The organism is Streptomyces cavernae, assembly GCF_004023625.1.
Lineage (GTDB): Bacteria > Actinomycetota > Actinomycetes > Streptomycetales > Streptomycetaceae > Streptomyces > Streptomyces cavernae.
This window is the reverse complement of record NZ_ML137708.1, coordinates 382,263-401,029: the sequence shown is the minus strand read 5'-3', so window position 1 is coordinate 401,029 and position 18,767 is coordinate 382,263. Positions and strand designations below refer to the sequence as shown.

Annotated in this window: 15 protein-coding genes; 9 read left to right on the top strand and 6 right to left on the bottom strand. The window is 70.2% G+C overall.

The window, feature by feature from the left end; genetic code table 11:
- Positions 1 to 56: 56 nt before the first annotated feature.
- The 6 genes from EF387_RS01820 to rhaI form a co-directional block, all read right to left on the bottom strand.
- Positions 57 to 704, bottom strand: a complete 648-nt coding sequence (locus EF387_RS01820) for a LutC/YkgG family protein (protein ID WP_128374659.1) — start codon at positions 702 to 704, stop codon at positions 57 to 59.
- Positions 701 to 2,224: a LutB/LldF family L-lactate oxidation iron-sulfur protein gene (locus EF387_RS01815; protein ID WP_128374658.1), complete on the bottom strand. Its 1,524-nt coding sequence runs from the start codon at positions 2,222 to 2,224 to the stop codon at positions 701 to 703. The genes EF387_RS01820 and EF387_RS01815 overlap by 4 nt, the downstream gene beginning before the upstream one ends.
- A complete protein-coding gene (locus EF387_RS01810; protein WP_128374657.1) occupies positions 2,221 to 2,994 on the bottom strand; it encodes a (Fe-S)-binding protein in 774 nt (257 codons plus the stop codon). The genes EF387_RS01815 and EF387_RS01810 overlap by 4 nt, the downstream gene beginning before the upstream one ends.
- Positions 2,995 to 3,280: 286 nt before the next feature.
- Positions 3,281 to 4,741 (bottom strand): rhamnulokinase, encoded by a 1,461-nt coding sequence (locus EF387_RS01805; protein WP_202918112.1) that lies wholly within the window; start codon positions 4,739 to 4,741, stop codon positions 3,281 to 3,283.
- On the bottom strand, positions 4,738 to 6,777 hold the full coding sequence (locus EF387_RS01800) for a bifunctional aldolase/short-chain dehydrogenase (protein ID WP_128374656.1): 2,040 nt from the start codon (positions 6,775 to 6,777) through the stop codon (positions 4,738 to 4,740). The genes EF387_RS01805 and EF387_RS01800 overlap by 4 nt, the downstream gene beginning before the upstream one ends.
- 281 nt (positions 6,778 to 7,058) lie before the next feature.
- On the bottom strand, positions 7,059 to 8,219 hold the full coding sequence (rhaI, locus tag EF387_RS01795) for an L-rhamnose isomerase (RefSeq protein WP_128374655.1): 1,161 nt from the start codon (positions 8,217 to 8,219) through the stop codon (positions 7,059 to 7,061).
- Between the two features lie 269 nt (positions 8,220 to 8,488).
- Here rhaI and EF387_RS01790 point away from each other — a divergent pair, with 269 nt between their 5' ends.
- The 9 genes from EF387_RS01790 to EF387_RS46535 all read left to right on the top strand — a co-directional run bounded on the left by EF387_RS01790 (position 8,489) and on the right by EF387_RS46535 (position 18,669).
- Positions 8,489 to 10,003, top strand: a complete 1,515-nt coding sequence (locus EF387_RS01790) for a sugar ABC transporter ATP-binding protein (protein WP_128374654.1) — start codon at positions 8,489 to 8,491, stop codon at positions 10,001 to 10,003.
- On the top strand, positions 10,000 to 11,040 hold the full coding sequence (locus tag EF387_RS01785; RefSeq protein WP_128374653.1) for an ABC transporter permease: 1,041 nt from the start codon (positions 10,000 to 10,002) through the stop codon (positions 11,038 to 11,040). The genes EF387_RS01790 and EF387_RS01785 overlap by 4 nt, the downstream gene beginning before the upstream one ends.
- On the top strand, positions 11,033 to 12,058 hold the full coding sequence (locus EF387_RS01780) for an ABC transporter permease (protein WP_128374652.1): 1,026 nt from the start codon (positions 11,033 to 11,035) through the stop codon (positions 12,056 to 12,058). Before EF387_RS01785 ends, EF387_RS01780 begins: the two co-directional genes overlap by 8 nt.
- Positions 12,059 to 12,088: 30 nt before the next feature.
- Complete coding sequence (gene rhaS / locus EF387_RS01775; protein WP_128374651.1) at positions 12,089 to 13,171, top strand: rhamnose ABC transporter substrate-binding protein; 1,083 nt, start codon at positions 12,089 to 12,091, stop codon at positions 13,169 to 13,171.
- A gap of 94 nt (positions 13,172 to 13,265) precedes the next feature.
- Positions 13,266 to 13,586, top strand: a complete 321-nt coding sequence (locus tag EF387_RS01770; protein ID WP_037671256.1) for an L-rhamnose mutarotase — start codon at positions 13,266 to 13,268, stop codon at positions 13,584 to 13,586.
- Between the two features lie 34 nt (positions 13,587 to 13,620).
- Complete coding sequence (locus tag EF387_RS01765) at positions 13,621 to 15,051, top strand: BNR repeat-containing protein (RefSeq protein WP_128374650.1); 1,431 nt, start codon at positions 13,621 to 13,623, stop codon at positions 15,049 to 15,051.
- A 76-nt stretch (positions 15,052 to 15,127) separates the two neighbouring features.
- Positions 15,128 to 16,147, top strand: a complete 1,020-nt coding sequence (locus EF387_RS01760) for a LacI family DNA-binding transcriptional regulator (RefSeq protein ID WP_128374649.1) — start codon at positions 15,128 to 15,130, stop codon at positions 16,145 to 16,147.
- Positions 16,148 to 16,321: 174 nt separating this feature from the next.
- Complete coding sequence (locus EF387_RS01755) at positions 16,322 to 17,620, top strand: alpha/beta fold hydrolase (RefSeq protein ID WP_128374648.1); 1,299 nt, start codon at positions 16,322 to 16,324, stop codon at positions 17,618 to 17,620.
- A 407-nt stretch (positions 17,621 to 18,027) separates the two neighbouring features.
- Positions 18,028 to 18,669, top strand: coding sequence for a hypothetical protein (locus EF387_RS46535; protein ID WP_155589727.1), 642 nt, complete (start codon positions 18,028 to 18,030; stop codon positions 18,667 to 18,669).
- Positions 18,670 to 18,767 lie beyond the last annotated feature (98 nt).

Genomic DNA, 18,767 nt, shown 5'->3' with positions numbered 1-18,767 from the left:
GGGCATCGTCCCGGCGCCGTCGCGCTGCCGGGACGGCCGGCGTGCCGACGCCCGGGTCAGTCCCCGCTGACCAGCACCACCTCCAGGGTGCGCGGACCGTGCACCCCCTCGACCCGGTCCAGTTCGATGTCACTGGTGGCCGACGGGCCGGAGATCCAGGTCAGCGGGCGTGTCGGGGTGAGCCGTTCCAGGGCCTGGGCGACCGAGGACACGACCTGGCCGGGAACGCGTACGACACAGATGTGGTGGTCGGGCACGAGGCTGATCCGCCGCCTGCCCTGCCCCGGTCCGGCGTCCAGGACGATGGTGCCCGTCTCGGCGATCGCGACGGCGCATCCGGTGACCACGCTGTCCACCTGGTCCAGCTCGTGCGGGCTGCTCGCCACCGTGTCGGCGATCTGCTCCGCGGCCGCCGCGTCCAGCCAGAAGGACGGCAGCCCGGCCGGAACCAGGACCGTCTTGGCGCCCCGCTCGGCCAGCAGCCGTGCCAGCAGCGCCGGAAGCCCGTCCGTGTCGGCGCGGTGCACGATCGCCCGGTAGTCCGCCAGGTTCTCCGCCAGCAGATCGACGGTCGCCTCGACACTCCGGTCGCCGTGCTCGCGCAGGTAGTCACGCTGAATCGCCTGCTCGTACGGAGTGTCGTCCTTCGGCACATCCGCCAGGGCGCGCCGTACGCGGCCCAGGATCCGCTCCCGGCTGCTCACTTCGCGTCCCTCCTGTCCTGGGCCTTGGTGTCCTTGGCCTGTTCGTCCTTCCCGCCGTTCGTGCGCTGCCACCAGTCGCGGAAGGGCTCCTTGGGGATCGCGGGCAGCTCGCGGGTGCCGCTCCACGCCTTGCCGGGGCCCGGTAGCGTCCTCGGATGGAAGCGCCGGGTCCTGGACGCCAGCCGCTGCCCGGCGCGGAGCGCGCCCGGACGGCTGAGCGCCCAGCGCGCCGCCCGCATCGCCGCCCGCTCGGCCGCGTGTCCCTTCGCCGGCTGCAGCACGACCTTGTCGCCGCCCTGCATCACCGGGCCGCCCTCCGCGACCCGCTCCCGCAGGTGCACCAGCACCTCCGGGATGTCGATCGCGACCGGGCAGACCTCGTAGCAGGCCCCGCACAGACTCGACGCATAGGGCAGCGAGGCGTCGATCTCGCTCTGGGTGCCCCGCAGTTGGGGGCTGAGGATGGCACCGATGGGCCCCGGGTACACCGAGCCGTACGCATGCCCGCCCGCGCGTTCGTACACCGGGCAGACATTGAGACACGCCGAGCAACGGATGCAGCGCAGGGCCTGCCGGCCGACTTCGTCGGCGAGCGTGTCGGTGCGGCCGTTGTCGAGCAGCACCAGATGGAAGGTGCGCGGCCCGTCGGCCGTCTCGGAGTCCGTGGTGCCCGTCCACATCGACGTGTACGGGTTCATGCGCTCGGCGGTGGAGGAGCGGGGGAGGGTCTGCAGGAACACCTCCAGGTCACGCCACGTCGGCAGGATCTTCTCGATGCCGACGACCGAGATCAGCGTCTCGGGGAGGGTCAGGCACATCCGGCCGTTTCCCTCGGACTCGACGACCACCAGGGTGCCGGTCTCGGCGATCATGAAGTTGGCGCCGGAGATGCCGACCTTGGCGCGCAGGAACTTCTCCCGCAGATGCAGACGTGCCGCCTCGGCGAGTTCGGCGGGCGTGTCGGTCAGGCCCTCGGGCGCCGGGCGGCCCCACTCACCCATCTCGGAGCGGAAGATGTCCCGGATCTCACCGCGGTTGCGGTGGATCGCCGGGACGAGGATGTGCGAGGGACGGTCCTTGCCCAACTGCACGATGAGTTCGGCGAGATCGGTCTCGTAGGCGCGGATGCCCTCGGCCTCGAGTGCCTCGTTGAGCCCGATCTCCTGTGTGGCCATCGACTTGACCTTGACGACCTCCGATTCGCCGGTCTCCTTGACCAGCCGGGCCACGATCCGGTTGGCCTCGTCGGCGTCGGCGGCCCAGTGGACGGTGCCGCCCGCCGCCGTGACCGCCTCCTCCAACTGCACCAGGTAGCGGTCGAGATGGCGGAGCGTGTGGTCCTTGATCCGGCGGCCCGCCTCACGCAGCTCGGCCCAGTCCGAGACCTCCGCCACGGCCTTCGCGCGCTTGGCGCGGATCGTGTGGGTGGCATGCCGCAGGTTCCCGCGCAGGATGCGGTTGTTGAGGGCCTCGTGGGCCGCCTGCGGAAAGGCGGGCATTCCGACAAAGGTTCCGCTCATGCGCTCGTTCCCTCCACCACGGCCGGGTCGTCCTCCGTGCTCGCCAGGATCTCCGCGATGTGCACCGGCCGCAGACGGGTGCGCAGCCGGGCCATCGTGCCGCCGAGGTGCATCAGACAGGAGTTGTCGGCCGCGCACAGCACATCGGCGCCCGTCGACTCCGCGTTGCGCACCTTGTCGGCGCCCATCGCCGCCGAGACGTCGGAGTTCTTCACCGCGAAGGTGCCGCCGAAGCCACAGCACTCCTCGGCACCCGGCAGCTGCCTGAGCTCCAGCCCCTTGACCGCCTGCAGTAGTCTGCGCGGCCGGTCACCGAGGCCGAGACCGCGCAGCCCGTGACAGGTGGGGTGATAGGTGACGGTGTGCGGGTAGTACGCCCCCACGTCCGTCACACCCAGGACGTCGACCAGGAACTCCGTCAGCTCGTACGTCTTCGGGACGACCGGCGCCACGGTGCGCGCCAGCGCGTCGCCGCGCCCCTCGGCCCGGGCCCGCTCACCCATCCGCGGATACAGCTCCCGCACCATGGCGCCACAGGACCCCGAAGGAGTCACGATCGCCTCATACTCCCGGAAGACATCGGAGAAATGCTCGGCCAAAGGCTCTGCCTGACGCCGATAGCCGGTGTTGTAGTGCGCCTGCCCGCAACAGGTCTGGCCCATCGGAAAGTCGACCTCGACCCCCAGCCTGGTCAGGAGCTTCACCACGGCACGCCCGGTATCCGGATACAGCGTGTCGTTGACACAGGTCAGGAACAGAGCGACACGCATCGCGGCTCCTTGGGGTCGATCATCGGATGAGTGAAGGGTACGCGTAGTGAGGGCCTGACGGGAGACAGTGGCCGGGGGTGGTGTGGCGGGGGTGTGCGTGGGGTGCCCGGCCGTCGTCCCTTGCTGGTCGGTGCGCCCGCTGTTCCGGGTGAGTCGGGGGCGTGCCGGACACTCCGTCCTCGGACTGGCGCGGTCCATGTCTCACGGACGGCCCAGTGCCCCGAGCGCCAGTCGCTGAGGGTGGAGTGTCCGGCACGCCCCTCGCGCCGGATCGCGGCTGATCCGCTCATCGGGAGAAGAGCCGCTCCTCGGCCGACCTCCACTCGGAGGCGTCGCCGCGTGGCTCGTACCGCTCCAGCCGCTGCGTCCGCGCCAGCAGGCACCGTAGCGCCGTCCGGTCGCCGGAGGCCGAGCCATGGGCCCGCGCCTGTACCAGGACGTTGCCGAGGGCCGCCGCCTCCGCGGGGCCCGCCACCACCGGCAGGCCGCAGGCGTCCGCCGTCAGCTGGCACAGCAGGGCGTTGCGGGTACCGCCGCCGACGATGTGCACCACGTCCACCGGGTGGTCGGCCAGCTGCTGCGCCTCCACCACCGCCCGGCGGTGGGCCAGGGCGAGTGAGTCGAGGATGCAGCGGGTGATCTCGGCCGGGGTTTCGGGAACTGGCTGATCCGATGCCCGGCACGCCTCGGTGATACGCGCGGGCATGCGGCCGGGCGCGAGGAACGCGGCGTTCCCGGCATCCACCACCGACCGCAGCGCCGGCACCGCGGCGGCCTCCTCCAGCAGCGTGGACAGGTTCGGGTCACCCCATTCCCGTACGCACTCCTGCAGCAGCCACAGCCCCATGATGTTGCGCAGATAGCGGACCGTGCCGTCCAGCCCCAGCTCGTTGGTGAAATTGGCCGCCCGGCTCGCCTCGGTCAGCACCGGGCGGTCCAGCTCCAGACCCGCGAGGGACCAGGTGCCGGTGCAGATGTAGGCGAATCGCTCACCCTCGGCGGGCACCGCGGCCACCGCCGAGGCGGTGTCGTGCGAACCGACCGTGGTCAGCGGCACCGGATCCGTCGTGCCGAGCATGTCCGGCCCGATCAGCCCCGCGGGGTCCCCCGGCCGGCGCAGCGGCGCGAAGAGCTTCAGCTCGATGCCCAGCCGCTCGGCGACGTCGCGGGACCAGTCGCGCGTCCGCGGGTCGACGAGCTGGGTGGTGGAGGCGTTGGTGATCTCGGTGCCCTGCTCACCGGTGAGCCAGTACGCCAGCAGGTCCGGGATCAGCAGCAGCCGCTCGGCGCGGGCGAACTGGGCCGAGGACCGGGCCGCCACCAGCTGGTACAGCGTGTTGAACGGCGCGTACTGCAGCCCGGTCGCCGCGTAGAGCTCGGCCGCGGGCACGGTCGCCCACACCTTCTCCGCGATGCCTTCCGTCCGCCCGTCCCGGTAGTGCACGGGGTTGCCCAGCAGCGCCCCATCGGCGTCCAGCAGCCCGTAGTCCACGGCCCAGCTGTCGATGCCGACCGAGTCGACCGGGCCCGCCGCCCGCAGCCCGTCGAGGACGCCCGCGTACAGCGCGAGGATGTCCCAGCGCAGCCCTTCGGGCACCGTCACCGGCCGGTTGGGGAAGCGGTGCACCTCGGTGAGGTCCAGCACGTCGGGCCCCACCCGGCCGACCATGACGCGCCCGCTGGACGCGCCGAGGTCGACCGCGGCGTACGACTTCACGGCCGTGCCCGTCGTCGAGGCCGCGCTCATCGCAGGAACGCGGCGGCGACGCCGGCGTCGACCGGGACGTGCAGCCCGGTGGTGTGCGTCAGCTCCCCGCCCGTCAGGGCGAACACGGCGTTCGCGACGTGCTCCGGAAGCACCTCCCGCTTGAGGATGGTGCGCTGGGCGTAGAACTCGCCGAGCTTCTCCTCCTCCACCCCGTACACCGCCGCCCGCTGGGCCCCCCAGCCGCCCGCGAAGATGCCGGACCCGCGCACCACCCCGTCCGGGTTGACCCCGTTGACGCGAATACCGTGCTCGCCCAACTCGGCGGCCAGCAGCCGCACTTGGTGGGCCTGGTCGGCCTTGGCGGCGGAGTAGGCGATGTTGTTGGGGCCGGCGAAGACGGCGTTCTTGGAGGCGATGTAGACGATGTCGCCGCCGAGCCCCTGCGCGATCATCGCCCGGGCCGCCTCCCGCGAGACCAGGAAGGAACCGCGGGCCATGATGTCGTGCTGCAGGTCCCAGTCCTTCGCCGAGGTCTCCAGCAGCGGCTTGGAGATGGAGATGCCGGCGTTGTTGACTACGAGGTCGACCCCGCCGAAGGCGAGCAGCGCCGCCTTGAAGGCCGCGGCGATCTGCTCCTCGTCCGTCACGTCCACGGTGACGGCGACGGCCTTGTCGGAGCCCCCGAGCTCCTCGGCGACCGCGGCCGCGTTCTCGGCGTTGAGGTCGGCGACGACGACACATGCCCCCTCGGCCACCAGCCGGCCCGCGATCGCCTTCCCGATCCCGCTGCCCGCGCCCGTGACGAGGGCGACTCGGGTGGCGAGGGGCTTCGGCTTCGGCATCCGCTGGAGCTTGGCCTCCTCCAGCGCCCAGTACTCGATGCGGAACTTCTCCGACTCCTCGATCGGCGCGTACGTCGACACCGCCTCGGACCCGCGCATCACATTGATCGCGTTGACGTAGAACTCGCCGGCCACTCGCGCCGTCTGCTTGTCCTTGCCGAAGCTGAACATGCCCACACCGGGTATCAGCACGATCGCGGGGTCGGCACCGCGCATGGCGGGGGAGTCGGGCTCGGCGTGCCGCGCGTAGTAGGCGGCGTACTCCTCGCGGTACTCGGCGTGCAGCTCCGCCAGCCGCGCGATCGCGTCCTGGAGCGGAGCGGTCGGCGGCAGGTCCAGCACCAGCGGCCGGACCTTCGTGCGCAGGAAGTGGTCCGGGCAGGAGGTGCCCAGCGCGGCCAGCCGCGGGTGCTCGGCGCGGGCCACGAACTCCAGCACCACGTCGGTGTCGGTGAAGTGCCCGACCTGCGGCTTGTCCTTGGAGGCGACCGCGCGGACGTACGGCGCCAGCGCGGCGGCCCGCTCCCGGCGCTCGGCCTCCGGCAGCGCCTCGTACCCCTCGATCACCGGCCCGAAGGGCTCGTCCTTGCCACGCTCGGCGAGGAACGCCTCCGCGGTGCGGATGATGTGCAGCGAGTTGCGCTCGCACTCCTCGGAGGTCGAGCCCCACGCGGTGATGCCGTGGCCGCCCAGGATGCACCCGATGGCCCCCGGGTTGGCCTCCTTGACCGCGGCGATGTCGAGCCCGAGCTGGAAGCCGGGCCGGCGCCACGGCACCCAGACCACGGTGTCGCCGAAGCACTCGGCGGTCAGCTTCTCCCCGTCGGCCGCACAGGCCAGCGCGATACCGGAGTCGGGGTGCAGGTGATCGACGTGCGGCGCGTCCACGAGACCGTGCATGGCGGTGTCGATGGAGGGGGCGGCGCCGCCCTTGCCGTGCAGACAGTAGTCGAAGGCGGCGACCATCTCGTCCTCGCGCTCGACGCCCGGGTAGACGTCCTTGAGCGCGTGCAGCCGGTCCAGTCGCAGGACGGCGAGCCCGGCCTCGGTGAGCGTGCCGAGGTCACCGCCCGAGCCCTTGACCCACAGCAGTTCGACGTCGCCACCGGTCACCGGATCGGTGGCGATGCCCTTGGCGGAGGCGTTGCCGCCCGCGTAGTTGGTGTTGCGGGGGTCGCTGCCGAGCCGATGGGAGCGGGCGAGGAGGGCGCCGGCTTCGGGGTGGGGTGCCATGGGTGTGAGTCCTTACCTGAAGTGTTTACCGAAGGTCGGTGCGCCCCTTCAGGGGCGCGAGGAACTGCGCGACCAGCCCACAGGGGGCCGCGGTCTGCGACCGGCCGGGGAGGGCAGACGAGAAGCAGCGGCTCGGGGGACCGTGAGCCGGGGCATTCGCCGAGGCTCAGTGGCTCGGGGGACCGTGAGCCGGGGCATGCACGGAGGCTCAGTGGCTCGGGGGACCGTGAGCCGGGGCATTCGCCGAGGCTCAGCAACCCCCGGCCGACGCGAGCGCAGCGCTACGCACCCCACCCGGCCTGCTCCCCGCCGACCCGCTCCTCCACGATCTTCTCCGCCCAGCCGGACCGCCGGTACGCGGCGATCGGGTCGGGGTCGAGCCCCAGCTCCTCCCGAACCTCACGAAGCAGCGGCCGAACGTCGGTGTTGTACGCGTCCATGAGCACCGCGTTGGCCTCCAGCACGTCTCCGGAACGCTGGGCGGAGGCCAGGGAGTCACTGTCCACGAGGAGAGCCTTCGCGGTCGCCTCCTGGACGTTCATCACCGAACGGATGATCGCCGGGATCTTGGCCTCGATGTTGTGGCACTGGTCGAGCATGAAGGCGACGTCAGGGGTGAACCCGCCGCCCCGTACCACCTCGTACATGATCCGGAACAGCTGGAACGGGTCGGCCGCCCCCACCATCAGGTCGTCGTCGGCGTAGAAGCGCGAGTTGAAGTCGAAGCCGCCGAGCTTGCCCTCCCTGAGCAGCGTGGCGACGATGAACTCGATGTTGGTCCCCGGCGCGTGGTGCCCGGTGTCGACCACTACCTGTGCCTTCTCGCCCAGCTTGAGGCAGTGCGCGTAGGCCGTGCCCCAGTCCGGGACGTCCGTGGTGTAGAAGGCGGGCTCGAAGAACTTGTACTCCAGCAGCATCCGCTGCCCGTCACCGAGCCGCTCGTACACCTCGGCCAGCCCCTCGGCCAGCCGGTCCTGCCGGGCATGGATGTCGTCCTGACCGGGGTAGTTCGTACCGTCGGCGAACCACAGCTTCAGATCGCGCGAGCCCGTGGCGTCCATGATGTCGACGCACTCCAGCAGATGGTCGAGCGCCTTGCGCCGCACCGCCGCCTCGGGGTGACAGATGCTGCCCAGCTTGTAGTCGTCGTCCTGGAAGGTGTTGGAATTGATCGCGCCGAGCTTCACGCCGCGGTCCTCGGCGTGCTTCGCCAGCGCCGCGTAGTCGTCGACCTTGTCCCAGGGGATGTGCAGCGCCACCGTCGGCGCGACACCCGTGAAGGCGTGCACCTGCGCCGCGTCGTCCAGCTTCTCCTGAGGTGTCCGGGGTACGCCGCGCTGAGCGAACACCTTGAACCGGGTCCCCGAGTTCCCGTACGCCCACGACGGCGTCTCGACGGCCTGTGTCTTGAGGGCGGCCTTCACCGCGGCGAGCTCGGTCACTTCGGGGCTCCTACGACGTAGACACTGAAACGGATAATGAAACGATTCAGGGAGCGAAGCTATGAGCGTCCCCGGGGGCTGTCAACCCCTCAGGCGTGGCCTTCCTTTCGTGACCAGGTTGTGACCGCCAACTATCGGAGAACGATCGAAAGATTTCGGCGCCCGGCCCATTGACGGGGCCAGCGGCGCGTGTCTAACGTCCCGGCAACCAAGTTGAAACCTTTCACGACGCAGTGAGGCCGCCCCGCACGCGTCGTCGAGGAGCCCTCATGACCCTCCCGTCCGATCCGGGCCCGGCCTCTGTGCTCGCCCTGAAGGACATCTCGAAATCCTTCGGCGCGGTGCGCGCCCTGCGGGACGTCTCCCTGGAGCTGTTCCCGGGCGAGGTGCACGCGCTCGCCGGTGAGAACGGCGCGGGCAAGTCGACCCTCATCAAGACGCTCGCCGGAGTGCACCGTCCGGACGCCGGACTGGTGCTGCTCGACGGCGAGCCCACTGTCTTCCACGGCCCCGGCGACGCCCGGGACGCGGGCATCGCGGTGATCTACCAGGAGCCGACCCTCTTCCCGGACCTGTCGATCGCCGAGAACATCTTCATGGGCCGCCGGCCCCGCCGTGCTCTCGGCCGCATCGACCACAAGGCCACCCACGCGGCCACCCTCGCCCTGATGCAGCGGCTCGGCGTCGAACTCGACCCCGACCGCCCGGCCCGCGGCCTGTCCATCGCCGACCAGCAGATCGTCGAGATCGCCAAGGCGCTCTCCTTCGACGCCCGCGTCCTGATCATGGACGAGCCGACGGCGGCCCTGACCGGCAGCGAGGTCGCGCGCCTCTTCGGCGTCGTGCGCACCCTGCGCGAGCAGGGCGCCGCGGTGCTGTTCATCTCACACCGCCTGGAGGAGATCTTCCAGATCTGTCAGCGGGTGACCACCCTGCGCGACGGTGCCTGGATCGCCAGCGAACCGCTGGACGGCATGACCGAGGACGACCTCGTGCGCCGCATGGTCGGCCGCGACCTCGACGAGCTCTACCCCAAGCAGGACGTCGAGGCCGGGGAGGTCGCCCTGAGCGTACGGCGGCTGACCCGCGAGGGCGTCTTCACCGATGTCTCCTTCGACGTCCGGCGCGGTGAGATCGTGGGCCTCGCGGGTCTGGTCGGGGCGGGGCGTACGGAGGTCGCCCGGGCCGTCTTCGGCGTCGACCGCTGGGACGCGGGACAGGTCGAGGTGGACGGAAAGGCACTGACCAACGGCGCCCCCTCCACCGCCATGGCCGCCGGGCTCGCCCTGGTCCCGGAGGACCGACGCGCCCAGGGCCTGGTGATGAGCATGTCCATCGAGCGCAACATCGGCCTGACCGGCCTGCGGACGACGGTGAAGGCCGGCCTCATGGACCGCGGCGCCGAACGCAGCCGCTCGCTCGACTGGGCCGTCAAGCTCCAGGTCAAGTACGCGCGCATCGCCGACGCCGTGTCCACGCTCTCCGGCGGCAACCAGCAGAAGGTCGTCCTCGCCAAGTGGCTCGCCACCGGCCCCAAGGTGCTCATCGTCGACGAGCCCACCCGCGGCATCGACGTCGGCACGAAGGCCGAAGTGCACCGGCTGCTCAGCGAGTTGGCCGCCGACGGAGTGGCCGTCCTGATGATCTCCTCCGACCTGCCCGAGATCCTCGGCATGGCCGACCGCGTGCTCGTGATGCACGAGGGACGCATCACCGCCGAGATCCCCCGCTCCGAAGCCACCGAGGAAACCGTGATGGCCGCCGCCACCGGGAGGGCCGCATGACCGTGACGGCTCCCAACCCAGCTCCCGCCACCGACATACCCAAGTCGAGCGGCACCCGCCTCGTCGACCGCGTCTTCAAGATGCGCGAACTCGCCATCCTGGTCGTCTTCCTGGCGATGATCGTGATCACCCAGGCGGGCAACAGCGAGTTCCTGTCCGAACAGGGCATCAAGGACCTGCTGCTCAACGCGACCATCCTGGTCCTGGTCGCCACCGGCCAGTCGCTCGTGGTGATCACACGGAACGTCGACCTGTCGGTCGGTTCCACGCTCGGCATCACCGCCTTCGCCGCCGGTACCTACCTCCAGGGCGGCGGGAACTCCGTCGTGGCCGTACTGCTCGCCGTCCTGCTCGGCATCGGCTGCGGCCTGCTGAACGGACTGCTCGTCAGCCTCGGCCAGGTGCCCGCACTCGTAGTGACCCTCGGCACGCTCTACATCATCCGCGGCATCGACTCCATCTGGGTCGGCTCACGCCAGATCACCGCCGCCGATCTTCCCGGCGGATTCGTGGACTTCGGCTCCGGCGGCATCTCCGCGGTGCCCTGGCTCGCCATGATCGCCCTCGCCGTCCTGGTCGCCACCGCCTACTACCTCAAGCACTACGGCAGCGGACGGGAGCTGTACGCGCTGGGCTCCAACCCGGAGGCCGCACGCCTGGCGGGCATCCCGGTGCGCAAGCGGATCCTCGCCGCGTACACCTTCTGCGGCGCCCTCGCCGGCCTCGCCGGAGCGATGTACCTTGCCCGGTTCGGCAACGTCGACTCCTCCACCGGCAACGGTTACGAACTCACCGTCGTCAGCGCCGTCGTGGTGGGCGGCGTGGTCTTCACCGGCGGCTCCGGCAGCGTCTACGGCGCCGCGTTGGGAGCGCTCCTGCTGACATCCATCAACAGCGTGCTGCCGGCCCTCGGCGTCAGCTCCGTGTGGGTGCTCGCGATCAACGGCATCCTGCTCCTCCTCGCCATCGCAGTCGACCGGATCGTCGCCGTGCGGGTGGCGTCCGCCCTGAAGAAGAGGAACGCCCGCCATGGCTGACTCCGCTCTCGCGCGCGCCGTCCGCTGGGACACGGTCGTCGGCGCCCTCCTGATCGTCGTGCTCCTGCTGTCCTTCGGCACCGTCGACGGCTTCGGCAACGCGCTCAACCTGTCGTTCCTGATCGGCAACACCCTGCCGATCGCGCTGATCGCCCTGCCCATGACGATGCTGGTGGTGGCGGGCGAGATCGACCTGTCCGTCGCCTCCACGGCCGGTCTGTCCGGTGCCGTGATGGGCGCCCTGTGGAACCAGGGCATGACCATCGAGACGATCATCCCGCTGTGTCTCGCGCTGGGTGTGGTGTGCGGGCTCATCAACGGCCTGCTCGTCACCCGGCTCGGACTTCCCTCCCTCGCGGTCACCATCGGCACCCTCGCCGCCTACCGGGGCATCGCACAGATCGTGCTCGGCTCGGACGCGGTCACCGACTTCCCCACCCAGTACCTGGACTTCGCCGCCGGACGCATCGGGGACACCTTCATCCCGTACGCCTTCCTGCCCTTCCTGGTACTGCTCGCCATCGCCGTCGTGGCACTGCACGCCACCCCGTTCGGCCGGTCGCTGTTCGCGGTCGGCGCGAGCGAGGAGGCCGCCCGGTTCGCCGGCATCCGCGTCAAGCGGCAGAAGCTGATCCTGTTCACAGTGACCGGTCTGATGGCCTCGCTCACCGGCATCTTCTGGGCCCTGCACTACGCCAGCGCCCGCTTCGACAACGCCACCGGACTCGAACTGTCCGTCGTCGCCGCCGTGTTGCTGGGCGGCATCGACTTCGACGGCGGCAAGGGCACGCTCGGCGGCGCGATCGCGGGGGTCTTCCTGCTCGGCGCGCTGCAGAACGTGATGAGCCTGGTGAACGTCTCCGCACAGTCGCAGATCGTCGTCACCGGCGTACTGCTCGTCGTCTCCGTGCTCGGCCCGCGGGTCGCACGGCAGATCTCGGTCGCGAGGGCGGGCCGCAGGGCCGCGCCGCCGCCGACCCCGGCGGACCCCAAGACCGCCGCCGCCCCCACCTCGTAACCGCCCACCTTTCGTAAAGGACCCACCACCATGCGTAAGTCATCGATCCGCCGTGCCTGCGCGGCCCTCGCCGCCGCCACCTCGCTCGCCCTCGCCCTCACCGCCTGCGGCGGCACCACCAAGAAGGACGTCGCCTCCGACAGCGGCTCCGCCGCCTCCGACGGCAAGGCCGACCCGAACGCGGCCACCAAGAAGGGCCTGACCGTCGGCTTCCTGCCCAAGCAGGTCAACAACCCCTACTTCACCTCCGCCGACAAGGGCGGCGAGAAGGCCCTGAAGGAACTGGGCTCCAGCTACAAGGAGGTCGGCCCGAACAGCGCCACCGACACCGCCGGCCAGGTCTCCTACGTCAACACCCTCACCCAGCAGCAGGTCGACGCCATGGCCGTGTCCGCGCAGGACCCGGGCGCCCTGTGCACCGCGCTCAAGCAGGCCATGAAGAACGACATCAAGGTCGTCACCTACGACTCCGACACCAAGCCCGACTGCCGCAACGCCTTCGTCTCCCAGGCCAGCGCCGAGGACCTCGGCCGCACCGAGGTGCAGCTCCTCGCCGAGCAGATCGGCTACAAGGGCGAGATAGCGATCCTGTCCGCGGCGCAGACCGCGACGAACCAGAACACCTGGATCGACTTCATGAAGGACGAGCTCAAGGACCCGAAGTACAAGGACATGAAGCTGGTCAAGGTCGCCTACGGCAACGACGACGCCCAGCAGTCCTTCCAGCAGACCCAGGGCCTGCTCCAGGAGTACCCGAACCTGAAGGGCATCATCTCCCCGACCACCGTCGGCATCAAGGCCGCCGCCCAGTACCTGTCCGGCTCCAAGTACAAGGGCAAGGTCCAGCTGACGGGCCTCGGCACCCCGAACGACATGCGCAAGTACGTCAATAACGGCACCGTCACCGCGTTCGAGCTGTGGGACCCGGCGAAGCTCGGCGAACTGGCCGCGCGTACGGCCGTGGCCCTGGCGTCCGGGCAGATCACCGGCAAGGAGGGCGAGTCCTTCAAGGCCGGCTCCATGGGCGACTTCACCATCGGCAAGGACGGCGTGATCTCGCTCGGCAAGCCGACCGTGTTCAACAAGGACAACATCGACCAGTTCAACTTCTGATCCGGCCAGCCCTCGACCACCGGCTGCCGGCTACCGGCGCAGTCCCCGGTAGCCTCGCCACCCCCCACAGTTCCCGTACCTCGGAAGGTCATCGATGCAGCGCGTGTGCTTCCTGCTGAAGGTCCGGGCGGACCGCCTCGACGAGTACCGCGAGCGGCACGCCGCCGTGTGGCCGGAGATGCTTCAGGCGCTCTCGGCCACCGGCTGGCACAACTACTCGCTCTTCCTGCGTGAGGACGGCCTGCTGGTCGGCTACTTGGAGACCGAGGACTTCGCCGCCGCCCAGGCCGGCATGGAGGCCACCGACGTCAACGCCCGCTGGCAGGCGGAGATGGCGCCGTTCTTCGAGTCGCTGGACGGCGCCCGGCCCGACGAGGCCATGAAGCCGCTCACCGAAGTGTTCCACCTCGCCTGAACCCTTCCCCTCGATTGTCCCAGGAGCCGCGGACATGAGAAGACGCACCCTGCTGGCGACCGCCCTGCTGACCGGCGTGGCGGCACCGGGTGCCGGCGCGGGTATCGCACGGGCCGCCGACCCCGGCCCCTCGCTCACCCTGACCGGCAGCACCACACTCGACACCCAGGCCCTCTACTTCGTCTCCTACGACGGCCTGGTCAACAACAACGCGTTCCAGAAGAACGGTCTGCTGACCTACAAGGGCTACCAGTACGCCGTCTGGTACACCGCCGACCGCAACGCCGTCGTCGGCCGCCGCGTGTTCGGTTCCAGCACCTGGTCCACGGTCAAGGTCGGCCACACCCTCCGCTACAACGACTCCCACAACGTCATCTCCATGGGCGTCTCCAAGGTCGACGGCCGGCTGCACCTCAACATGGACTCCCACAGCGACGGCTTCACCTACGTCAAGTCGGTGGCCGGACTGATGGACAACCCCTCCGGACTGAGCTGGACCGCGAGCCGCTTCGGCGCACCGCAGTCCACCCTCGACGGACTCACGCTCACCTCGCAGTTCACCTACCCGCAGTTCATCTCGACGCCCGAGGGCAAGCTCCAGCTGAGCTACCGCGTCGCCGTCTCCGGCAACGGACGCAACGCCCTCGCCGAGTACGACGGCACATCGTGGACCAACCTCGGTGAGTGGACCAGCTCCACCGGCACCTACACCAGCGAGCACGGCTCCAGCACCGCCCGCAACATGTATCTGCACGGCATCGACTACGACAGGAACGGGCGGCTGCACTCATTCTTCACCTGGCGCGAGCAGAACGGCGCCGTGATGTGCAGCAGCGGCGGCATCACCAACCACGACACCGGCTACGTCTACTCCGACGACCGCGGCCGTACCTGGCGCAACAACGCGGGCACCGTCGTCGGTACCACCGGAAGCTCCGACAAGGTCTCCGTCGCCGACTCCGGGCTGGTCGTGGACCCGCTCAACCCGGACCACTCGCTGATGAACCAGGAGAGCCAGTTCACGGACTCGGCGGGCCGCCCGCACGCGATCATCAGCTATGTGCCGGGCCGCTTCGGCCAGTGCACCACGAACTACGTCGCCGACCGCACCGCCAACGGCCGGGCCTTCCACGTCCGCAAGAACTCCTCCGGTACCTGGCAGAAGACCGAGATACCGGTACCGCTGAACTCCAGCCAGCGCACGAAACTGATCCTCGACAAGTACGACAACGCGTACGCGATCTTCCCCTTCTGCCGTGTCGCCGGGGCCTCCAAGGCATCCGGGTACACCGACTGGACGATGCTGTACGACGGGGTCGCGGCCGGGCTGAACGCCTTCGGGGAGGTCGTGATCGACGAGACACGGGTCACCCAGGACCACTACCTGTCGATCATGTACCAGGAGAAGTCCAGCGGCACCACGCCCTCGGCGCTCCGCAACCTCAATTTCCGCCTGCCCACCTGACCTGTGGCGGGTGCGGCACGCAGGTTAATGTAAGCGCGCACCCGCCGCTCCGCTTCATTCTGGAGGTCCTCGCCCGATGGCCCATTCGGTGGGTATCAAGGACGTCGCCCGCGCCGCCGGAGTCTCCGTGGGCACGGTGTCCAACGTGATCAACCGCCCGGACACCGTGGCCTCCGAGACGCGCGCCCGCGTGCAGTCCGCGATAGACCGCCTCGGCTACGTCCGCAGCGAGTCCGCACGCCAACTGCGCGCCGGGCGCAGCCGGATCATGGGTCTGCTCGTCCTCGACATGGGCAACCCCTTCTTCGTGGACGTGGCCCGCGGGGCCGAACGAAAGGCCCGTGACGCCGGACTCGGCGTCATGGTCTGCAACAGCGCGCAGAGCGCCGGCGAGGAGGCCGATTACCTCTCGCTCTTCGCCGAGCAGCGGGTACGCGGAGTGCTGCTGACCCCCGCCGACGCGACCGGGCGCAACATCGAGACGTTTCGCCGGCACGGCATCCCGTTCGTCCTGGTCGACCGGGTCGCCGAGGGCACCACCGAGTGTTCGGTCTCCGTCGACGACGTGGCGGGCGGGGCACTGGCCGTACGGCACCTGGTGGACGCGGGCCACCGCTCCATCGCCTACGTCAGCGGGCCGCCCGGCCTCAACCAGGTCAGCGACCGCCGGCAGGGCGCCGTCCGCGCCCTCGCCGAGGCCGGCCTCGGCCCGGACGCCCTGCGCGAGCTGCCCACGGAACGGCTCGACGTGGCCGCCGGACGGGACGCAGGCGCCCGCCTGCTGGGGCTCGCCGACCGCCCGACCGCCGTGTTCTGCGCCAACGACCTGCTCGCGCTCGGCGTGCTGCAGGCCATGTTCGCCGCCGGGGTCAGCGTCCCGGACGACCTGGCGATCGTCGGCTACGACGACATCGAGTTCGCCGCCGCGGCGGCCGTCCCGCTCACCTCCGTACGGCAGCCGGCGGTCACCATGGGTGCCCTGGCCGCGGAGCTGCTCCTGGAGGAGACCGAGGCGGACGCCGCACGGCACGAGCACCGCCGGGTCGTGCTCCAGCCCGAGCTGGTGGTCCGCAGCTCCAGTCTGCCGACACGCTGATGTGACCGAGAGTGAGTGCCGCGGGGGCGCACGGACAGGCCGACCGTCGGTATTCGGCCGAAACCGCGGCCGATCGGCATTTCAGGAGCGGAACGCTCATCCGGGCTCTGGGCCGATCGGCATACATGTGTTGAACTGGGTCGCAGCCTGGAACCGTACGTCCCTGGAGCCCCGTTGACCACTTACCGCCAGCCCGGTGTCGTTCTCACCGACCGTCACTTCAGCGTGCCTCTCGACCACGACGACCCCTCGGGGGAGCAGATCGAGCTGTACGCGCGCGAGGTCGTCGCGAGCGACAGGGTGGACGCCGGCCTGCCCTGGCTGGTCTACCTCCAGGGCGGACCCGGCTTCGGTGCCAACCGCTTCGTCGGCAGGGCCGCCTGGCTCGACCGCGCCCTCAGGGACTTCCGGGTACTCCTGCTCGACCAGCGCGGCACCGGCGCTTCCACCCCAGCCAACCGCCAGACGCTCCCGTTGCGGGGCGGCCCCCGCGAACAGGCCGACTACCTCGCCCTCTTCCGCGCCGACTCCATCGTCCGCGACTGCGAGGCGATCCGCCCGCAGGTCACCGGCGGCGCCCCCTGGACCGTCCTCGGCCAGAGCTTCGGCGGCTTCTGCGCCGTCACCTACCTCTCCTTCGCGCCCCAAGGGCTGAGTGCCGCCCTGATCACCGGCGGACTGCCCGCGCTGGACGGCCACATGGACGACGTGTACCGGGCCGCGTTCCCGCGTGTCGAACGCAAGGTGGCCGCGCACTACCGGCGCTATCCGCAGGACGTCGAGCGGGCGCGGCGGATCGCCGAGCACCTGATCCGGCACGAGCCGGTCCTCAGCAGCGGCTACCGGCTGACGGTCGAGGCCTTCCAGTCCCTCGGTATCCTGCTCGGCACCTCGGACGGCAGCCACCGCCTGCACTACCTCCTCGAACACGCCTTCGTCCCCACCCCCGAGGGACCGGCCCTCGCCGACGCATTCCAGGAGGAGGTCCACGGCCTGCTGTCGTACGCGGGTCACCCCCTGTACGCGTTGGTCCACGAGGCCTGCTACGCCCAGGGCGCGCGGCCCACCGACTGGTCCGCGGAACGGGTGCGCGGGGAGTTCCCGCAGTTCGACGCGGCAAAGGCGCTAGCCGGTGAGGGCCCCGTCCCGTTCACCGGTGAGTCCGTCCACCCCTGGACCTTCGACTGCGACCCGGCCCTCCGCCCGCTGCGGGAGACGGCGGACCTGCTCGCGGCCCGCACCGACTGGCCGCGGCTGTACGACCCCACGCGCCTCGCCGCCAACGAGGTACCGGTCGCGGCGGCGGTCTACCACGACGACATGTACGTCGACACCGAACACTCCCTGCGCACCGCACGGGCGATCCGCGGTCTGCGCACCTATGTCACGGACGAGTTCGAGCACGACGGAGTACGGGCCGGCGGGTCACGGGTCCTGGACCGGCTGCTGGCACTGGTGCGTGACGAGGCCTGACGCCTACTCAGCCCTGGTAGCTCCGCTACGAGGACCTTCCGGCGACTTGCGATCGCACGCAGCAGACGATGTGCGCTGATCGGGCCAGGCTTCGACACAGGCTCGTGGCTTCACCGTTCGTCCTCAGTGAGCCTGCTGGGCGGCCGGAGCGGAGCTCGACAGATGGGCGCAACATGATGCGCACCCACCGCGTGGACGCCGCGAAGCGGTACATCGGCGCCGGATGGCCCGACCCCGTGGAGGACCGGACCGCCCTCGGCCAGGCCCCCCAGGTCTCTCGGCGGGGGCAGTGTCACGGTGTGACACTGCCCCCGCCACAAGTAATTGGGGGACCTCCACCCATGTGCCGCCTCATGTCCGCGTACACATTGGACACAGCGTGACAACACGTATGGACAGGAGGGGCATTGGCAACTTCGAAGCGCACAGGGCTGCAGGCCGTCGTGACGGCGTCGGCGGTGGGCGCGGTGATGGCGCTATCGGCCGGGCAGGCTCACGCAGCTACCGGTGTTTCCGCGTACTCGACCCACATCAACGTCTTCGCCGCGGCCGGAAAGGCGAACGAGATATTCATCAATCCGTCCGGCGGCAACGTCATCATCACCGACTACGGTGACACCGTCACTGCGGGACCCGGCTGCACCCAGCTCACCAGCAGATCGGTCTCCTGCCCGGCCGGCAACCGCATCATCGAACTCCTCGCCGGGGACCGCGGCGACACCGTGGTCCTGCGGGCCAACCTCCTCGCGCGTCTCCACGGCCAAGCGGGCAACGACATCTTCACGGTGATCGACGACGTGACCCAGCGTGTCGTCATGTACGGCGACGACGGGGACGACACCCTCCGCGGCGGCTCCGGGAACGACGACCTGCTCGGCGGCGGCGGCAATGACACCATGCGGGGCAACGCGGGCAACGACCGCTTCGCCTCCTTCGACGGACTGGTGGGCAATGACTCCTCCTACGGAGGCGTCGGCACGGACAACTGCACCGGGGAGGTGGGCGACGTGCGGGTCGACTGCGAGATCTCCGAAACCTGGCGGCCGTGAGCGGGAGGTGACTCGCACGGTCCTCCCGCTCCAGCGCCCGCAGTTCCGGCGGGCCGTCGGCCGACACGCACGGCGAGCCCGGCCGCGGCACTAAGGTG

Coding starts and splice junctions, on each gene's coding strand:
- EF387_RS01805 (WP_202918112.1), bottom strand. CDS start 4,741: ATGAGCGCGGCCTCGACGACGGGCACGGCCGTGAAGTCGTACGCCGCG.
- EF387_RS01785 (WP_128374653.1), top strand. CDS start 10,000: ATGACCGTGACGGCTCCCAACCCAGCTCCCGCCACCGACATACCCAAG.
- EF387_RS01815 (WP_128374658.1), bottom strand. CDS start 2,224: ATGAGCGGAACCTTTGTCGGAATGCCCGCCTTTCCGCAGGCGGCCCAC.
- EF387_RS01800 (WP_128374656.1), bottom strand. CDS start 6,777: ATGGCACCCCACCCCGAAGCCGGCGCCCTCCTCGCCCGCTCCCATCGG.
- EF387_RS01765 (WP_128374650.1), top strand. CDS start 13,621: ATGAGAAGACGCACCCTGCTGGCGACCGCCCTGCTGACCGGCGTGGCG.
- EF387_RS01790 (WP_128374654.1), top strand. CDS start 8,489: ATGACCCTCCCGTCCGATCCGGGCCCGGCCTCTGTGCTCGCCCTGAAG.
- EF387_RS01810 (WP_128374657.1), bottom strand. CDS start 2,994: ATGCGTGTCGCTCTGTTCCTGACCTGTGTCAACGACACGCTGTATCCG.
- EF387_RS01760 (WP_128374649.1), top strand. CDS start 15,128: ATGGCCCATTCGGTGGGTATCAAGGACGTCGCCCGCGCCGCCGGAGTC.
- EF387_RS01770 (WP_037671256.1), top strand. CDS start 13,266: ATGCAGCGCGTGTGCTTCCTGCTGAAGGTCCGGGCGGACCGCCTCGAC.
- EF387_RS01780 (WP_128374652.1), top strand. CDS start 11,033: ATGGCTGACTCCGCTCTCGCGCGCGCCGTCCGCTGGGACACGGTCGTC.
- rhaS (WP_128374651.1), top strand. CDS start 12,089: ATGCGTAAGTCATCGATCCGCCGTGCCTGCGCGGCCCTCGCCGCCGCC.